Origin of the sequence: Micromonospora sp. L31, from assembly GCF_052068075.1 — a bacterium.
Classification (GTDB): Bacteria; Actinomycetota; Actinomycetes; order Mycobacteriales; family Micromonosporaceae; genus Micromonospora; species Micromonospora purpureochromogenes.
Map to the genome: position 1 here is coordinate 429009 of NZ_JBQHDC010000002.1, position 16713 is coordinate 445721.

General features: G+C 74.7%; 13 protein-coding genes. 8 read left to right on the plus strand and 5 right to left on the minus strand.

What is annotated here, in order from left to right; translation table 11 throughout:
* Positions 1-1692 (minus strand): GAF domain-containing sensor histidine kinase, encoded by a 1692-nt coding sequence (locus tag ACTMS9_RS08585; RefSeq protein ID WP_441145311.1) that lies wholly within the window; start codon positions 1690-1692, stop codon positions 1-3.
* 14 nt (positions 1693-1706) lie between these two features.
* Entirely contained in the window at positions 1707-3515 is a 1809-nt protein-coding gene (locus ACTMS9_RS08590) for an AMP-dependent synthetase/ligase (RefSeq protein WP_441145309.1), read from the minus strand.
* A gap of 209 nt (positions 3516-3724) precedes the next feature.
* On the opposite strand from ACTMS9_RS08590, the gene ACTMS9_RS08595 reads away from it, so the two are divergent.
* The 6 genes from ACTMS9_RS08595 to ACTMS9_RS08620 all read left to right on the plus strand — a co-directional run bounded on the left by ACTMS9_RS08595 (position 3725) and on the right by ACTMS9_RS08620 (position 8999).
* Positions 3725-4180, plus strand: a complete 456-nt coding sequence (locus ACTMS9_RS08595; protein ID WP_088961061.1) for an SRPBCC family protein — start codon at positions 3725-3727, stop codon at positions 4178-4180.
* 31 nt (positions 4181-4211) lie between these two features.
* Entirely contained in the window at positions 4212-4880 is a 669-nt protein-coding gene (locus ACTMS9_RS08600; protein WP_441145307.1) for a hypothetical protein, read from the plus strand.
* A 73-nt stretch (positions 4881-4953) separates the two neighbouring features.
* The gene (locus tag ACTMS9_RS08605) at positions 4954-5901 is read left to right on the plus strand and encodes an ROK family glucokinase (protein WP_280838246.1); all 948 of its coding nucleotides are present in this window, start codon (positions 4954-4956) and stop codon (positions 5899-5901) included.
* Complete coding sequence (locus ACTMS9_RS08610) at positions 5898-6614, plus strand: endonuclease/exonuclease/phosphatase family protein (RefSeq protein WP_441145304.1); 717 nt, start codon at positions 5898-5900, stop codon at positions 6612-6614. Before ACTMS9_RS08605 ends, ACTMS9_RS08610 begins: the two co-directional genes overlap by 4 nt.
* Before the next feature lie 107 nt (positions 6615-6721).
* Positions 6722-8128 carry a flavin-containing monooxygenase gene (locus ACTMS9_RS08615; protein WP_441164625.1) on the plus strand — a complete coding sequence of 469 codons (1407 nt, stop codon included), beginning with the start codon at positions 6722-6724 and terminating at the stop codon, positions 8126-8128.
* A 76-nt stretch (positions 8129-8204) separates the two neighbouring features.
* The gene (locus ACTMS9_RS08620; RefSeq protein WP_441164718.1) at positions 8205-8999 is read left to right on the plus strand and encodes an alpha/beta hydrolase; all 795 of its coding nucleotides are present in this window, start codon (positions 8205-8207) and stop codon (positions 8997-8999) included.
* A 10-nt stretch (positions 9000-9009) separates the two neighbouring features.
* Here the strand turns inward: ACTMS9_RS08620 and ACTMS9_RS08625 are convergent, their stop codons facing one another.
* Positions 9010-10434, minus strand: a complete 1425-nt coding sequence (locus ACTMS9_RS08625) for an alpha,alpha-trehalose-phosphate synthase (UDP-forming) (protein ID WP_441145297.1) — start codon at positions 10432-10434, stop codon at positions 9010-9012.
* Between the two features lie 181 nt (positions 10435-10615).
* Positions 10616-11464, minus strand: a complete 849-nt coding sequence (locus ACTMS9_RS08630; RefSeq protein ID WP_441145295.1) for a DUF308 domain-containing protein — start codon at positions 11462-11464, stop codon at positions 10616-10618.
* A 247-nt stretch (positions 11465-11711) separates the two neighbouring features.
* On the opposite strand from ACTMS9_RS08630, the gene ACTMS9_RS08635 reads away from it, so the two are divergent.
* On the plus strand, positions 11712-12422 hold the full coding sequence (locus ACTMS9_RS08635) for a lysophospholipid acyltransferase family protein (protein WP_441145293.1): 711 nt from the start codon (positions 11712-11714) through the stop codon (positions 12420-12422).
* 288 nt (positions 12423-12710) lie between these two features.
* On the opposite strand, the gene ACTMS9_RS08640 is transcribed toward ACTMS9_RS08635, so the two are convergent.
* Entirely contained in the window at positions 12711-16295 is a 3585-nt protein-coding gene (locus tag ACTMS9_RS08640) for an ATP-binding protein (RefSeq protein WP_441164626.1), read from the minus strand.
* Positions 16296-16457: 162 nt separating this feature from the next.
* Here ACTMS9_RS08640 and ACTMS9_RS08645 point away from each other — a divergent pair, with 162 nt between their 5' ends.
* On the plus strand, positions 16458-16673 hold the full coding sequence (locus tag ACTMS9_RS08645) for a hypothetical protein (protein ID WP_154943926.1): 216 nt from the start codon (positions 16458-16460) through the stop codon (positions 16671-16673).
* Positions 16674-16713 lie beyond the last annotated feature (40 nt).

The following is a 16713-nucleotide window of genomic DNA, read 5'->3' on the forward strand; positions in this document are numbered from 1 at the left end:
TTACTCCCCTTCTGCTGCTGCGCTGCCACGCACGTTATCGCGCCGGGGCGAGGAACCGACCACCACCGCCACGGTTGTGCCGCTGGGCTGCCGCGGCCTGATCTCCAACCGGCCCCGGATACGTTCCGCTCTCTCGGCCATGATCGCAAGACCGTAGTGCCCGTCCGCGTGCTGGTCACCGATGCCGTGACCGTCATCCGACACTTCGATCTGCGCGTACGGGGGGTCCACCTCGCAGGTGACCCAGAGATTCGAGGCCCCCGCGTGCTTGCGCGCGTTGGTGACCGCCTCCTGCGCGATGCGCAGCAACTCGGCCTCGGTGGCGGCGGGCAGCCGGGCGGTGGACTCGTCCAACGACAGGTGCACCCGCAGGCCGCCGGAGGCGCCGACGGTGCGCGCGTACTCGGCGATCGCGGCGGCCAGGCCGCCGTGCCGGTCCACCTCGCTGCGCAGCTCGAACAGGCTCAGCCGCAGCTCGGTGATCACCCGGGTCACCTCGCCGCGCAGCGTACGCAGCCCCTCGGCGGTCTCGTCGGCGTCGTCGTGGACGGTGGCCAGGGCGTTGTCGATGCCGTAGCCGACCATCACCAGCTCCTGGGCGACCCCGTCGTGGATCTCCCGGGCCAGCCGCTGCCGTTCCTCGTTGGTGGCCAGCGAGCGCACCTCGTCGAAGAGCAGCGCCGCCTCCAGCCGCAGCGCGGCGGGGCCGGTCAGCGCGGTCACCCGGGACACCACCGGCGGCGGGTACGCGTGCGCGGCGTCCGCCTCCAGCACCACCAGCCCGACCGTGCGCACGCCGGCGACCAGCGGCACGATCAGCGCCGAGACGTCCCCGCCGCGGTGCGAGCGGGCCTGCGACCGGGCCGCGGTCTGCGGCTGCTGGCTGGCCCACGCGTCGGCGATGGCGGAGTCCGCGTCGAGCGTCGTCTCCCAGTCCACCCGGTCCACCCCGACCTGGGCGAGCACCACGAGCCGGCCGCCGCCGCTGGCCGAGAGCACCGCGGCCCGGTTGTTGGGCGCGACGGTGCGCAGCTCCTCCAGCAGGTGCTCGGAGATGCCGCCCGGGTCGAGGGTCGCGCCGGGCAGCTGCCGGGCGACCGTGCGCAGCTGGGTCAGCAGCCGGGTCGCCTCCGCGTACGGCTGGGGCTTGCCCTCGCCCCGGACCCGCATCACCTGGTGCAGCGTGCCGGCCGCGTAGAGGCCGAGCCCGGCCAGGATCAGCCACTGCGCGCAGACCGCCAGGTAGCCGGGCTGGCCGAGCTGCCGCCCGCCGTCCACCTCGGTGAACGCCCCGGCGATCAGCAGGGTGGCCGCGGCGACGCCGAGCAGCGCCGCTCCCTCGCGGAAGCGGCGGCGCAGCGCGGTCACCGTCACCGGCACCGCGAGGTAGGGCAGTACCGCCGAGGCGCCGAGCCCACCGACCGATCCGCCGAGGGCGGACTCGACGGCGACCTGGCTGGCGGCCAGTCCCAGCACCACCGCCTCGGCGACCCGGCTGAGCGGGCCGAGCAGCCGGTGCTCGGGGGCGAGCACCGCCGGCAGGCCGGCGGCCGCCAGCAGGGCGATCCACCAGAGCTGGGCGGGGTCGCGGGTGACGACCAGGGTCAGGACGCCGACCAGGACGAGCATGACCCCGCGCGCCGCGACGGCGAGGGGATGCGGCTGGGGCCGGACGGGTGTGGAGGCGGGCACGTGACGGATGGTAGTCAGCTCCGGTAGATCTCGGCGATCTCGGACGCGTACGTCTTGTGCACGACCTGCCGCTTGACCTTGAGCGACGGGGTCAGTTCGCCGGTGGCCTCGGTGAAGTCCCGGGGCAGGATCCGGAAGACCTTGATCGCCTCGGCCTTGGAGACCGCCTGGTTGGCCACGTCGACCGCGCCCTGGATCTCGACCAGCAGCTCCTCGTGGTCGAGCAGCTCCCCGACCGGGGTGTCCTCCGGCAGGCCGTGCGCGGCCAGCCACTTCGGCAGGGCCTCCTCGTCGACGGTGACCAGCGCGGCGATGAACGGCTGCCGGTCGCCGACCACCAGGCACTGGCTGACCAGCGGGTGCGCCCGCACCTGGTCCTCCAGCACGGCCGGGGCGACGTTCTTGCCGCCGGCCGTCACGATGATCTCCTTCTTGCGGCCGGTGATGCTGACGAACCCGTCGCTGTCGATGTGGCCCAGGTCGCCGGTGCGGAACCAGCCGTCGGCGGTGATCGCCTCGGCGGTCGCCGCCTCGTTGCGCCAGTAGCCCTGGAAGATCAGGTCGCCGGAGATCAGGATCTCGCCGTCGTCGTCGATCCGGATGGTGACGCCGGGCAGCGGCCGGCCGACCGTGCCGACCCGGGTGGCGGTGGGCAGGTTCGCGGCGGCGGCGGGGGAGGTCTCGGTCAGGCCGTAGCCCTCGCAGATGGTCACCCCGATGCCGCGGAAGAAGTGCCCGAGCCGGGCGCCGAGCGGGGCGCCACCGGAGATCGCGTCCCGGCAGCGGCCGCCGAGCGCGGCGCGCAGCTTGCGGTAGACCAGCTTGTCGAAGAGCGCGTGCTGGGCGCGCAGGGTCAGGCCCGGGCCGTCGGGGGTCTCCAGCGCCTCGCTGTAGGCGATGGCCACCCGCTCGGCCCGGTCGAAGATCTTGCCCTTGCCGTCCGCCTCGGCCTTCTGCCGGGCGCCGTTGTAGACCTTCTCGAAGACCCGGGGCACGGAGAGCACGAAGGTCGGCTTGAACGCCTGGAGCTCGGCGACCAGGCTCTTGGTGTCGGGGCAGTACGCCATGGTGGCCCGGGCCTGCACCACGCCGATCTGGATGAGCCGGGCGAAGGCGTGCGCCAGCGGGAGGAAGAGCAGGGTCGACGCGCCGGGCCGGAACAGGTTCGGCAGCACCGGCACCGCGTTGGCGATGTCGGCGTACATGTTGCGGTGGGTCAGCACGCAGCCCTTGGGCCGGCCGGTGGTGCCGCTGGTGTAGATGATCGTGGCGACGTCGGCGGAGCGGACCGCCTTGCGGCGCCGCTCGATCTCCTCCGGTTCGACCGACGCGCCGGCCGCGACGATCTCGTCCACCCCGCCCAGCTCGATCTGCCAGACCTGGCGCAGCTCGGGCAGCCGGTCGCGGACGCCGGCGACCAGGGTGGCGTGCGCGTTGGACTCCACCACGACGGCGACCGCGCCGGAGTCGGCGAGGATCCAGGCGGCCTGCTCGGCGCTGGAGGTCTCGTAGATGGGCACGGTGACCGCGCCGGCCGCCCAGATGGCGTAGTCGAGCAGGGTCCACTCGTAGCGGGTGCGGCTCATCAGCGCGACCCGGTCGCCCGGGTTGATGCCGGAGCCGACCAGGCCGCGGGCCACGGCGACGACCTCGTCGCGGAACTGCCGGCAGGTCACGTCCACCTGGGCGGCACCCTCGGCGCGGGCGGCGGGCCGGACGAACTGGACCGCGTCCGGCGCGGCCTCGGCGTTGTCCCAGACCGGGTCGGTCAGGTTGGCCGCGTCGCCGATGGTGACGATCGGCGGGACGGAGAACTCGCGCACCTGCACTCCCTCGTGCTCGCACTGGCCGGGCCGGCCGCCGTGGCGGGTCGGCTTTGTCGAAACCTACCCGCACGCCCGGGTGGGCGAGGTAGGGAGGTTGCCCGCCCGACTGGTGGGACGCCGCCGTCGCGGGCCGTCGGCGCCGCCGCGCCGGGCATGGCCGGGGTCAAGCGCCGCGCGCCGGGGTCGCTCCGGGTAGCCTCCCCCCCATGGCGGACTCCTCCACCCAGTCGATCATCATCGGCGCGTCACCGGACCGGGTGGCGGCGGTCATCTGCGACTTCGCGAGCTACCCCGAGTGGACCGAGGCGGTGCGCCGGGCCGAGGTGGTCGAGGAGTACGAGGACGGCTACGCCAGCCAGGTCCACTTCACCATCGACGCCGGCGTGATGGCCGACGAGTACGTGCTGGCGTACGAGTACGCCGAGGACCTGTCCCGGATCGAGTGGCACCTGGTGGCGCCGTCGAAGATGCAGAAGTCCCAGCGCGGGTCGTACGACATCGTCGGCAACCCGGACGGGACGTCGACGGTGACCTACACCCTCGAGGTCGAGCTGTCGGTCGGCATGCTCGGCATGTTTCGCCGCAAGGCCGAGAAAATGATCATGGATACGGCGTTGAAGCAGCTCAAGCGCCGGGTAGAAGCAACCGGTGCGGCACAGTGACGCAGCCGGCGGCACGGTAGAGGAGCCGACGATGGCGGGTACGCAACCGGGCTCCGCCCGGGAGGAGGCCGAGCGGCTCGTCGCCACGCTGCTCGCCACGGCACGGCTGGCCAACGCCGGCTCCGGCGGCGCTCCGTGGGGTCCGCTCGGTGGGATCCTCTCCGGTGTCCTCGGTCACAGTGGCGGAGCGTCCGGCCCGGCCGGGGGCGCCGGAGGCACCGGGAGATTCGCCACCGGATCGCCGGAATGCTGCGTCTGCCCGGTCTGCCGCGGTATCGCGGCGCTACGCGATCCGAGTCCGGAATTCGCCGAGCGGCTCGCCACCGGTGCGGGTGATCTGGCCGCCGGGATCGCCAGTCTGATGCGCGCGTTCGCTCCCGCCGACAGCGGGGAAGCCCCGGAGAGGGCGGCCGGAGCGGCCGGCGCGCCCGGACCCGCCGCCGGGTCGGACGCCGACGCCGACCACGTGTGGCGCGAGGCGACCCGTACCGGGCATGATTCTCCGTCGGCGCCGGAGCGGGACGTCTGGTCCGCCGCCACGCGGGCGGAGGACGTGGTCGTGCCGGCCGCCGCCGCGCCCGTCGACGACGCCGGGCCGGTCGCGCCGGCCCAGGTCCGGTCGACGGCCGACCGTCCGGTGGTGCCCGCCTCGCGAGCGCCGGCCGGCGCGGGCGGGGACGCACCGGGCGACGAGGCCTGAACACGGGACATCCGACATCGCATTCGGCCGGTCCGGCCGATGTCGGGCAGCACAGCAGAGGGGAGTGGCAGCGGTGACGCTGACCATCGGAGTCGACGTCGGTGGCACGAAGGTGGCCGGCGGTGTCGTGGACGACACCGGCAAGGTTCTCGTGCAGGCCCGACGGGACACCCCCGCGGACGACGTCGGCAAGACCCGCGACGTCATCATCGAGCTGGTCACCGAACTGGCGACCGGCCACGACATCGGCGCGGTCGGCATCGGCGCGGCCGGCTGGATCGACGCCTCCCGCTCCACCGTGCTCTTCGCCCCCAACCTGGCCTGGCGGGACGAACCGCTGCGCGAGTACGTCAGCACCGCCACCGGCCTGCCGGTGATCGTGGAGAACGACGGCAACGTGGCCGCCTGGGCCGAGTTCCGCTACGGCGCGGCCCGGGACGCCGACGACTCGATGGTCATGTTCACCATCGGCACCGGCGTCGGCGGCGGCATCGTGCTCGGCGGCGAGCTGCTGCGCGGCGCCAACGGCATCGCGGCCGAGCTGGGCCACATGCTGACCGTCCCGGACGGCCACCAGTGCGGCTGCGGCCGGCTCGGCTGCATCGAGCAGTACGCCAGCGGCAGCGCCCTGGTCCGCTTCGCCCGGGCCGCCGCGCGGCAGGAGCCGCAGCGCGCCACCGCCCTGCTGGAGCTGGCCGGTGGCGACGCCGAGGCGGTCACCGGCCCGATGGTCACCGCCGCCGCGAAGGCCGGCGACCCGGTCTCCGCCGAGGCGTTCGCCCAGGTCGGACGCTGGCTCGGCACCAGCCTCGCCGACATGGCCCAGATCCTCGACCCGCAGGTGCTGGTGGTCGGCGGCGGCGTCGTCGAGGCCGGCGACCTGCTGCTCGGCCCGACCCGGCGTTCGTTCACCGACGCGCTGGCCCAGCGCAGCCGGCTCCCGGTGGCCGAGGTGCGCCCCGCCGAGCTGGGCAACACCGCCGGCGTCATCGGCGCCGCCGACCTCGCCCGCCGGCTGTGACCGTCGCGCCGGCCCCCGCCGGCGCGGTGCGGCTGCGGGTGGTGTCCTACAACATCCACAGCCAGCGTGACGACACGGCCGCGCTGGCGGCGGTGGTCCGCGCGGCGGCCCCCGACGTGGTGATCGTGCAGGAGGCCCCGCGCCGGTTCCGCTGGCGGCAGCGCTGCGCCACCCTCGCCGAGTCCTTCGGCCTGGTGGTGGCCGCCGGTGGCCTGCCGTCGCTGGGCAACCTGCTGCTCACCAGCCTCCGGGTGCGGGTGCTGGCCACCCGCTGCCAGCGGTTCCCGCTCACCCCCGGGCGGCACCTGCGCGGGGCGGCGTACGCCGAGTGCGCGGTCGGCGGCGCGCGGTTCCTGCTGGCCGGCTCGCACCTGTCCACCGACCCGGCCGAGCGGCCCGGCCAGGCTGCGCTGCTCAAGCGCGAGCTGGCCGGCGCCGACCTGCCGGTGGTGCTGGGCGCGGACCTCAACGAGGGCCCGGACGGCGAGGCCTGGCGCACCGTCGGCAAGGGACTGACCGACGCGGCGGTGGCCGCCGACGCCGCCGACCGGCACACCTACTCCTGCGCCAACCCGCGCCGGCGAATCGACGCGCTCTTCGTCGATCCGCGGGTCACCGTGGTCGGCTACGACGTGGTCGACACCCCGCTCACCCGGCGGGCCAGCGACCACTTCCCGGTCCTGGTCGACCTGCTCCTGCCGGCCACCGCCTGAGCCCGGCGTCGGTCCGCGATCGGAGTGCCGGGCTGGACAACCGGCTCCGGGTACGGGGAGGATGCCCGTCGAACCGGCGTTCGTGCCGCACATAAGGAGATTCCCCGGTGCCCCCCTCCACCGAGCACGGCCGGCCCGATCCGGAGACCACGCTCACCCCGAGCCGGGACGGCCGCCCGGTCTCCGACCGGGGCGACACGGTCTGCGTCATCGGCGCCGGCGCCAGCGGCCTGACCGCCGTGAAGAACCTGAAAGAGCACGGCTTCGGCGTCGACTGCTACGAGCGGGAGACCGGCGTCGGCGGCGCGTGGAACTGGCGGCACGACCGCAGCCCGGTGTACGCCAGCACCCACCTGATCTCGTCGCGGCCGTTCACCCAGTTCCCCGACTTCCCGATGCCGGACTCCTGGCCGGACTACCCGCACCACAGCCAGCTGCTGTCCTACTTCGAGCGCTACGCCGACCACTTCGACCTGCGCCAGCACATCTGGTTCGGCACCGAGGTCGTCCGGGTCGAGCCGGTGGCCGGCGACCGCTGGGACGTCACCACCCGCAGCACCGGCGGGTACGGCCCGGAGCGCACCTCCCGCTACGCCGCCGTGGTGGTCGCCAACGGCCACAACTGGTCGCCGAAGCTGCCCCGCTACGAGGGGCTGGAGGAGTTCCGGGGCGAGGTCATGCACGCCTCGTCCTACAAGGACCCCGCGCAGCTGCGCGGCAAGCGGGTGCTGGTGGTCGGCGCGGGCAACACCGGCTGCGACATCGCGGTCGAGGCCGCCCAGCAGGCGTCGCGCTGCTGGCACTCCACCCGCCGCGGCTACTGGTACGCCCCCAAGTACGTCCTCGGCCGCCCGGCCGACCAGGTCAACGACGGCCTGCTCGCGCTGCGCGTGCCGCTGCGGGTCCGGCAGTGGCTCTACCACTGGACGCTGCGGCTGACCGTCGGCGACCTGACCCGGTTCGGCCTGCCGAAGCCCGACCACCGGGTCTACGAGACCCACCCGATCGCCAACAGCCAGCTGGTCTACTACGTCGGCCACGGCGAGATCACCCCGGTGCCGGAGCTGGCCCGGTTCCACGCCGGCGGGGTCACCCTCACCGACGGGCGGGAGATCGACCCGGAACTGGTCGTCTTCGCCACCGGCTACCTGCCCCGCTTCGAGTTCCTCGACCCGAAGGTGCTCGGCGACGACGAGGCCTCGGGCCGCCCCCGGCTCTGGCTCAACGCCCTCGTCCCCGGGTACCCGACGCTCGCGGTGGCCGGCCTGGTGCAGCCGGACTCGGGCATCTTCACCCTGTCGCACTGGCAGGCGGTGCTCTTCGCCCGGCTGCTCCAGGCCCGGCTGGGCCGCCCGGAGCGGGCCGCCGCGTTCGCCTCGAAGGTGGAGGCCCGCGCCGGGGAGCGGTACTCCGGCAAGGTCAAGGACAGCAGCCGGCACTGGTTCGAGGTGGGCCACGCCGACTACCTGCGCGCCGTCCAGCGCGCCCTGCACGAGCTGGAGGGTGACCGGTGAGCGCGAGGAACGCAGCGCAGCGGAGTCCCGCAGGCGCGAACGAAAGGCAGGCCCGGTGAGCGAGCGGCTGCGGATCATGCGGGGCCGGGAGTGGGCCCGCCCGGTCCGCCCGGCCCGGCGGGAGGTGCTGGGCGCGGCCCCGGAGCTGGAGGAGGGGCGGCCCCCGCTGCTCTTCGTCCCCGGCTTCGGGCACGGGGCCTGGGCGTTCGCCGAGCACTGGCTGGAGCACGCCGCGTCGCGCGGCTTCGCGGCGTACGCGCTGAGCCTGCGCGGGCACGGCGGCAGCGAGCCGGCGCCGGAGGCGACGCTGCGGGCGTACACCCATGACGTGGTCCAGGTGGCGGCGGGCCTGCCGCGCCAGGCGGTGCTGGTGGGGCACGGCACCGGGGCGCTCGTGGTGACCCACGCGCTGGCCCGCTACCCGGCCCGGGCCGCGGTGCTGGTCGCGCCGGTGCTGGGCGGTTGGTCGACGGCCGGCGTGGCGCTGCGCCGCAACCCGGTCGGCACGCTGCCCGCGCTGTTCGGCGGCGGCCTGCGGCTGCACCGCCGGCAGCTGTTCAGCAGGGAACTGCCCGAGGCGGACGCCCGCCGGCACGTGGCGCGGCTCGGCCGGGCCGGGCGGCGCGCGCAGTGGCAGCTGCTGGCCGGCCGGGAGCCGGAGCCGCCGGTGGGTCGCCCGCCGGTGCTGGTGCTGGGCAGCCCGGACGACCGGGTGGTGCCGCCGGCCGCGCTGACCCGGGCCGCCCGCCGGTACGGCTCGGCTCCGCTGCTCTTCCCCGGCATGGGGCACGACCTGATGCTCGACGCCCGGTGGCGGGAGCCGATCGACGCGATCCTCGACTGGCTGGTCAAGGACCCGCAGCGGGTGTGACCCGGCCGGGTCAGCCGGTGCTGCCCAGCCGGGTGAGCAGCGAGCCGGTCTGGTCCAGGGCGCTGAGGTAGGAGCGGGCCCAGGCGTGGATGTCGTGGCGGTGCAGGTGCGCCCGCATCGCGCGCATCCGGTCGCCGACGTCGTCCGGGCCGGCCCGCAGCGCGGTGAGCAGCATCTGCTTCAGGCCCTCCAGGTCGTGCGGGTTGACCAGGTACGCCTGCTCCAGCTCGGCCGCCGCGCCGGCGAACTCGCTGAGCAGCAGCGCGCCGGTGTCGTCGACCCGGGCGGCGACGTACTCCTTGGCGACCAGGTTCATCCCGTCCCGCAGCGGGGTCACCGCCATCACGTCGGCGACCCGGTAGAGGGCGGCCAGCTCGGTGCTGTCGAAGGGCTGGTTGAGGTAGTGGATGGCCGGCTCGCCGACCCGGCCGAACTCGCCGTTGATCCGGCCGACCTCGCGCTCCACCCGGTCCCGCAGGATCTGGTACTGGCCGACCCGCTCCCGGCTGGGCACCGCCACCTGGACCAGCACCGTGTCCCGGACCTTGACGTCACCGCTGGCCAGCAGCTCGCTGTAGGCCTTGAGCCGCTGCTCGATGCCCTTGGTGTAGTCCATCCGGTCGACGCTGAGGATCACCTGCTGCGGGTCGCCGAGGTCGTGGCGCAGCCGGCGGGCCCGGGCGGTCACGTCGGGACGGCCGGCGAGCGCGGCCATCTCGGCCGTGTCGATCGAGACCGGGTACGCCCCGACCCGCACCACCCGGTCGTCGACGCCGATCCGCCGGTCGGTGGCCGGGAGGCCGAGCACCTTCGTCACCAGTTGGGCGAAGTTGTGCGCGGCCTGGGCCCGCTGGAAGCCGATCAGGTCGGCGCCGAGCATGCCGCGCAGCAGCTCGGCCCGCCGGGGCAGCTGCATGAACAGCTCCGGCGGCGGGAACGGCACGTGCAGGAAGAAGCCGATCCGCAGGTCCGGCCGGAGCGCCCGGAGCAGGCCGGGGACCAGTTGCAGGTGGTAGTCCTGCACCCAGACCAGGCCGCCCGGCTCGGCCACCGCCGCGGCCGCCTCGGCGAACCGCCGGTTGACCCGCTGGTACGCCTCCCACCAGCGGCGGTGGTATACCGGCTGCTCGACGGCGTCGTGGTAGAGCGGCCAGAGGGTGGCGTTGGCGAAGCCCTCGTAGTGGTCGCGCAGATCCTCGGCGGTGAGCGCGACGGAGTGCATACGGACGCCGTCGATGTCGGGCAGGCGGGGCGCGGGACCGGTGCCGCCGGCCCAGCCGACCCAGGTGGCCGGGGTGTGTCGCAGCAGCGGGTGCAGCGCGCTCACCAGCCCACCGGGGCTGCGGCGCCACTCGCAGGCGCCGTCGGGCGCCACGCTGTCGTCGATGGGGAGCCGATTGGCCACCACGACGAGGGAACTGGAATTCTGTCGCATCTCGGGCATTCCGATCCGCAGCGGGCCGACCACCGCGAGGGAGGAACAACCGGGCAGCCGGAGGGGAAATTGACGGACAGCGGTATTCCTACTGACCGTAAGTTACACCACTGTTACCTCGGCGGCGGGGGCGTGGGCGTCCCGGGATACGGGCGAAGCGTGCCGAAAGGACGGGGGAGCGTCAGACGACCGCGCCGTCGTCCGGATCCTCGTCGTCCTCGTCGCCGGGGCGCAGCCGCCAGATCAGCGTGACGAAGCCGGCGAGGATGCCGGTGAACCCGAGCAGCGTCACCACCGAGGCGTCCACCGGCAGCAGCGCCGGGTTGAGGAAGAGTACGAAGCCGAGCACGATCGCCAGGACGCCCACCACCGCGTACTTCGACACCCGGGGCAGCGGCGGGGGCGGGGGCGGGGTGTAGCCCTCGTCCTCCTCGCCCGGCAGGTCGGCGCCGAAGGTGTCCAGCCCGTCCAGCAGCGAGGGCTCCTCGGCCCGCGGCCGGTCCACCGAGACGCCGGAGATGTCCGCCGCGTACGGCAGCCGCCGCACGTCGGTGGCGGTCGGGCCGGTGGCCTCCTCGGCGCGGGTCGCCGGCGCGCCGGCCGCGCCGGTCGGGTCGGTCTGGTCGGTCGGGTCGTCGTCGACGTCCTCGGCAGCGGGCCAGGGGTGGCTGCCGGCGGCCGGGGCGGTGTGGAAGGCGGCCACGATCCGGTCCCACTCGGCGTCGACGTCCGGCTCGCCGCGCGGCGGCTCCGGGGTCGACTCGTCGGCCAGCTGGGTGAGGTAGTCCCGGGCGGTGGTCAGGTGCGAGCGGTCCACGTAGAGCCGGTCGACCGGGCGGGCCGGGACGGTGGTGGTGCGGGTGATCGGATTGAGGTCGGCCGACGGCTGGAGGTAGGCCGCGATCCCGCCGGCGGCGAGCACGTCGAGCAGGTGCTCGCCGACGCGCGGATCGACGTCGCCCGCGACGGCGTACTCGCTCGCGTCGAGCCCGTTGTCCCGCCGCCCCCGGCGGGCCCCACCCGCTGACACCGGACATCCTCCTCGGCGCACCTCACGGTGCGGTTGTGTCGGCGCCCCGTACGCCGTGCCCTGAATCGTGACACGTCCGGACCCGGTTCCGGGAGTGCGTTGTGGCGTGCCGCTCCCGGTTCGTAGGCTCATGGCCGACGATCCCGCCCGCCGACGGCCATTCCCGGCGCGGTCGCCGGGTCCGCCCGGCGGCCCACCGGCCCGTTTCTCCGGTGGTGTCGCCCGCCCCTGCTCCGGAAGGACACCGTTGCTGTACTGGCTGATGAAGTACATCATCCTCGGCCCGCTGCTCAGGCTGATCTTCCGTCCCCGGGTGGAGGGGCTGCACCACGTTCCGGAGACCGGTCCGGTGATCCTCGCCAGCAACCACCTGTCGTTCTCGGATTCGATCTTCACCCCGCTGATCGTGCCGCGAAAAGTCACTTTCGTGGCCAAGGCGGAATACTTCACCGGTAAGGGCATCAAAGGCTGGCTCACCAAGGCGTTCTTCGCCGGCACCGGCTGCATCCCGGTCGACCGATCCGGCGGCCGCGCCGCCCAGGCCGCCCTGGACACCCAGCTCAGCGTGCTGCGGGCCGGCGGCGTCGCCGGGATCTACCCGGAGGGGACCCGGTCGCCCGACGGGCGGCTCTACCGGGGCAAGACGGGGGTGGCCCGGCTCGCGCTGGAGAGCGGCGCCCCGGTGATCCCGGTGGCGATGCTCAACCTCGACGAGATCCAGCCGCCCGGCAAGCTGATCCCCAAGATCGCCCGGGTCCGGATCCGGTTCGGCCCGCCGCTGGACTTCTCCCGCTACGCCGGCCTGGCCGGCGACCGCTTCGTCGAGCGGGCGGTGACCGACGAGATCATGTACGAGCTGATGGAGCTCTCCGGTCGCGAGTACATCGACATGTACGCCGCCAAGCTGAAGAACCAGCCCCCCACCGAACCGGTCACCCGCGAGCCGATCGCCGCCTGACCGACCCGGCCGGCCGCACCACCGCCCCACCACCCGGCGTGACCGACCCCGGCTCGCGGCGGGCTGATCAACTCCGTTTGCGGCGAGTCGCGGTCACCGCTCGGCCGGACACCGCGACTCGCCGCAAACCGCGTCGATCACGGGCCCGGCGGGGCGGCTGGACCGGCTGGACACCGCGACTCGCCGCATCTCGTGCCGATCAAGGCCCGGCGGGGTGGGGTGGGAACGGCGCGGCGGGGCGCGGTGGGAGCCGGCGAGTGGCGTCGCCGGGCGGGTGGCGGCCGGGGGTCAGGAGGCCAGGGCGGGGCCGGCCTGCGGGACCGGGCCGCGGGCCAGGTCCAGCAGGCCCGGGGCGTCGTTGCGCAGGGCGAAGGTGCGCACCTCGGCCAGCGGCGCCCGGGCCGCCGGGTCGCCGGCCAGGGTCAGCTCCGCCGCGGCCAGCGCCAGGGCCAGCACCCGGTCGGTGACGTCCGGGATGCGGGCGTAGATCTCCGCCCCGGCCAGGTGCAACTCGCCGGCGCGCCGGTGGTCGCCGTCCGCCGCGGCCAGCGCCCCGGTCACGGTGCGCAGCGCCGCCTCCGACCACGGGGTGCGGTGGGCCAACTGGTCCAGCATCGCCCGGACCCGTACGGCGGCGTCCCGGCCGGCCAGCGTCGCCGCGTACGCCGCCGCGGCGATCCACTCGCCGCTGGCCAGCGCCGGCACGGCCGTCCACGCGTCGGCCAGCTCGTCCACCAGCGCGGCCGCCTCGTCGAGTCGCCCCTGCAACGCCCGGCAGAGCGCGGCCATCCCGAGCATCGTCCAGTAGGGCCGGTGGAACCCGCTGCGGCGGGCCGTCTCCAGCGCCGCCGCCACGTCGTCGCGGTGCCGCTCGGCGCCCACGGCGGCCGGCCCGTCCCCGGCGGCCGGCAGCGGTCGCGGCGCCGGCGGCACCGGCAGGCCCCGCAGCACCAGCAGGCACGAGCGCAGGCCGCGCACCTGCATGTCCCAGCCGCCGGTGGGGGTGTCCACGAACGCGTCGGCGGCGGCCAGCAGCCGGCCGAAGTCCCCGTCGAAGTACGCCCGCATCGCCTCGCCGGAGTAGCTGGTGGCGAGGGTCTGCCCGCTGCCCCGGGCGGCCGGCGCGGTCGACAGCAGCGCGTCGGAGCGCAACCAGTCGCCCTCCTCGCGCAGCGCGAAGGCGAGGTTCTGCAGCGCCCGGGGCAGGGCGAGCAGCTGCTGGGTCCGGCTCAACTCGACCAGCGCGTGCAGCTCGTCCAGGCCGGCCCGGTCGCCGGCCTGGTACCGGGCGGTGGCCGCGGTGATCCGGGCGTTGGTGCGGATCTCCGCCAGGCCCAGTCGCTCGCCGATCCCGGCCGCCGTCTCGGCGGCGGCGACCGCCGCGTCCCGCTCGTAGTTGAGCATGTGCAGCCGGCCCAGCTCGGCGTGCGCGTCCGCCTTCTGGGCGCTGTCCGGCAGCGGCCCGAAGAGCGCGACCGCCCGGTCCAGACAGGCCACCGCGGCGCTGCGGTCGGCGCGCAGCCAGGCGGCCTGGCCGAGCAGCGTCCAGGCCCGGGCGGCGCAGGCGTCGTCGCCGTGCGCGAGCAGCCGGTCGGCCAGCGCGTGCAGCTGCTCCGGGCCGCCGCCGGAGAGGAAGGCGTTGCCGTCGCGGTAGAACGAGATCTCGGTGCTCAGCAGCTCCAGTTGCAGCCGGTCGACCGGGTCGCTGTCGTCGGCCAGGCCGAGGGCGCGGCCCGCGTGGCTGGCTGCGGCGTCCAGCCCGTGCAGGGCGTACGCGCGGCGGGCCGCCCGGTGCAGCGCGGCCCGCGCGGGGCCGGCGTACCGCTGGATCGGCATGCCGAGCGTGCGGCCGATCTCGTGGGCCGCCCAGCGGTGGTGCGCCAGGACCTCGGCCAGGTCGGTGTCCCGGCTCTGCGACAGCGCGTCCAGCCAGCCGGCCGTCCGCTCGTGCCGGGCCACCCGCTCGGTACGCGGCAGCCGCTGGTAGCAGACGTCGCGCACCAGCACGTGCCGGAACCGGAACTCCGGCTGCCCGGCCATCGTGGACGCCGCCTGCTCGTGGACGAAGTCGCGCTGCTCCAGCCGGCGCAGGCACCGCTCCACCGACTCGACGGGCTGGCCCAGCGCGGCGGCCACCGCGCCCGGCCAGAACTGCACGCCGACCACCGAGGCGGCCAGCAGCACCGCGCGGTCCTTGGCGTCGAGCAGGTCGACGCGGTTGGCGATGACCGCGTGTACGCTCTCCGGCATCGGCAGGTCGAGGTGCTTCTCCAGCGACCAGCCCCGCCCGGACTGGCGCAGCGCGCCCTGTTCGATCAGCATCCGCACGTACTCGTGGGCGTAGAGCGGGTTGCCGCCGGCCACCTCGATCAGTGGGCTGAGCATGTCGGCGGAGAAGGCCGCCTGGCCGAACATGTGCGCGTAGAGCGAGGCGATGCCGGTGTCGCGCAGCGGCGGGAGGGTGATCGTCACCGAGCCGGTGATGGTGCCCGCCCAGCTCGGGTCCCGGTCGACCAGCTCCGGGCGGGCGGTGCAGAGCAGCAGCAGCGGCACGTCCCGGGCGCCGGCGCCGAGCAGCTCGACGAAGCGCAGCATCGCGTCGTCGGCCCAGTGCAGGTCCTCGAAGACCAGTACGGTGGGGCGGCGGGCGGCCAGCGCCAGCAGGAAGCGACGCCAGGCCGACTCGGTCTCCTCGGCGGGCAGCGTGACGCCGGCGAGCCCGACCAGCGGGCGCAGCGCGTCGACCAGCCGGTCCCGCTCGCCCGGGCCGACCAGCTCGGCCACCGCCGCGCTCAGCCGGCGGGACGCGGTGGGGGCCGGGTCGGTGTCCAGGATGCCGGCCTCGGTCTTGACGATGTCGGCCAGCGCGGCGAACGTGACGTTCTCGCCGAACGGCGGGCACCGCCCGGTACGCCAGCTCACCGGCTCGTCCACCAGCCGCCCGGAGTGCCGGTACAGCTCCCGGATCAGCCGGCTCTTGCCGATGCCGGCCCGGCCGAAGAGCGTCACCACCTGGGGGCGGCGGTCCCGCAGCGACCGGTGCAGGGCATTGACCAGCAGGCCCAGCTCGTGTTCGCGGTCGATCAGCGGGGTGGTGTCGGGTTCCCGGTCGGTCGGCTGCCGGCGTACCGGGGACAGGGCCAGCCAGACCTCGGTCGGCGAGGAACGCCCGCGCAGGGTGACCGGCGGCTGCTCGGCGTACCGGATGGCGTCCTTGGTCAGCGCGTGGGTGGTGCCGCAGACCAGCACGCCGCCGGGCGGCGACACGGACTGCATCCGGGAGGCGGTGTTGACCACGTCGCCGGCGACGATGGCCTGCCCGCCGTCGCGGGCGGCGGCCACGTCGACCAGCGCCTCGCCGGTCGCCACGCCCACCCGGAAGCGCAGCTCGTCGGCGCCGGTGGGGGCGAACCGGGTGAGTACCCGTTGCAGCTCCAGCCCGGCCCGGACGCAGCGCAGCGCGTCGGTCTCGGTGGCCACCGGGGCGCCGAACAGCGCCATCACCGCGTCGCCGATGTACTTCTCGACCACGCCGCCGTACTGCCCGACGACCCGCTTGGCGGCGGAGAAGAAGCCGGTCTGCATGCCGCGGACCTGCTCGGGGTCGGCCCGTTCGACGTACGGCGTGAAGTCGATCAGGTCGACGAAGAGCACGCTGACCCGGCGGCGGTCCTCCTGCGGGGTCGCGACGGGCCGGCCGGAGCCGGCGCGGGGCGCGCCGCACGAGGTGCAGAACACCGCGTCGGTGGCGAGCGGCCGCAGGCAGTGCGGGCAGAGCGCACCCAGCTCCGTCCCACAGCCACCGCAGAAGCGGTCGCCGTCGGCGGCGGTACGTCCACAACGGTCACACTGCGCGGAGATGACGCCCTCCACTGGGTGGGTCTGCCTGCCGGTCGTCGCCCGGTGTCCACCGTGAGTATCGCCGTTGCCGGCGCTGTCGGGTACCGGGCTGTTGGCTTGTGGACACTCCTCCGGCCGGTTGGGAGAGCTACATTCAGGCGGCCGAAATCCCATCAATGATCAAGGGGAGAGATCATGGTGTATGTGAAGCTCGAGAGCGACTGGACCGACGGTGACGGCGTCGCCCACTCCGCGGGGGAGTCGGTCGACGTCGACGCCGCCACGCTGGCCGTGCTCCAGGCCGAGGGGATCGTCAGCGAGCAGTCCGGTGGCGGCAAGGACGGCACCGACTGGGCCGGGCCGACCGGCACCACCACCAGTTGGGCGGGGCCGACCAGCACCACCCCGTGAGCCGGGGGCAGTGAGCCGACGCGGCCGGCGCAGGCAGCGC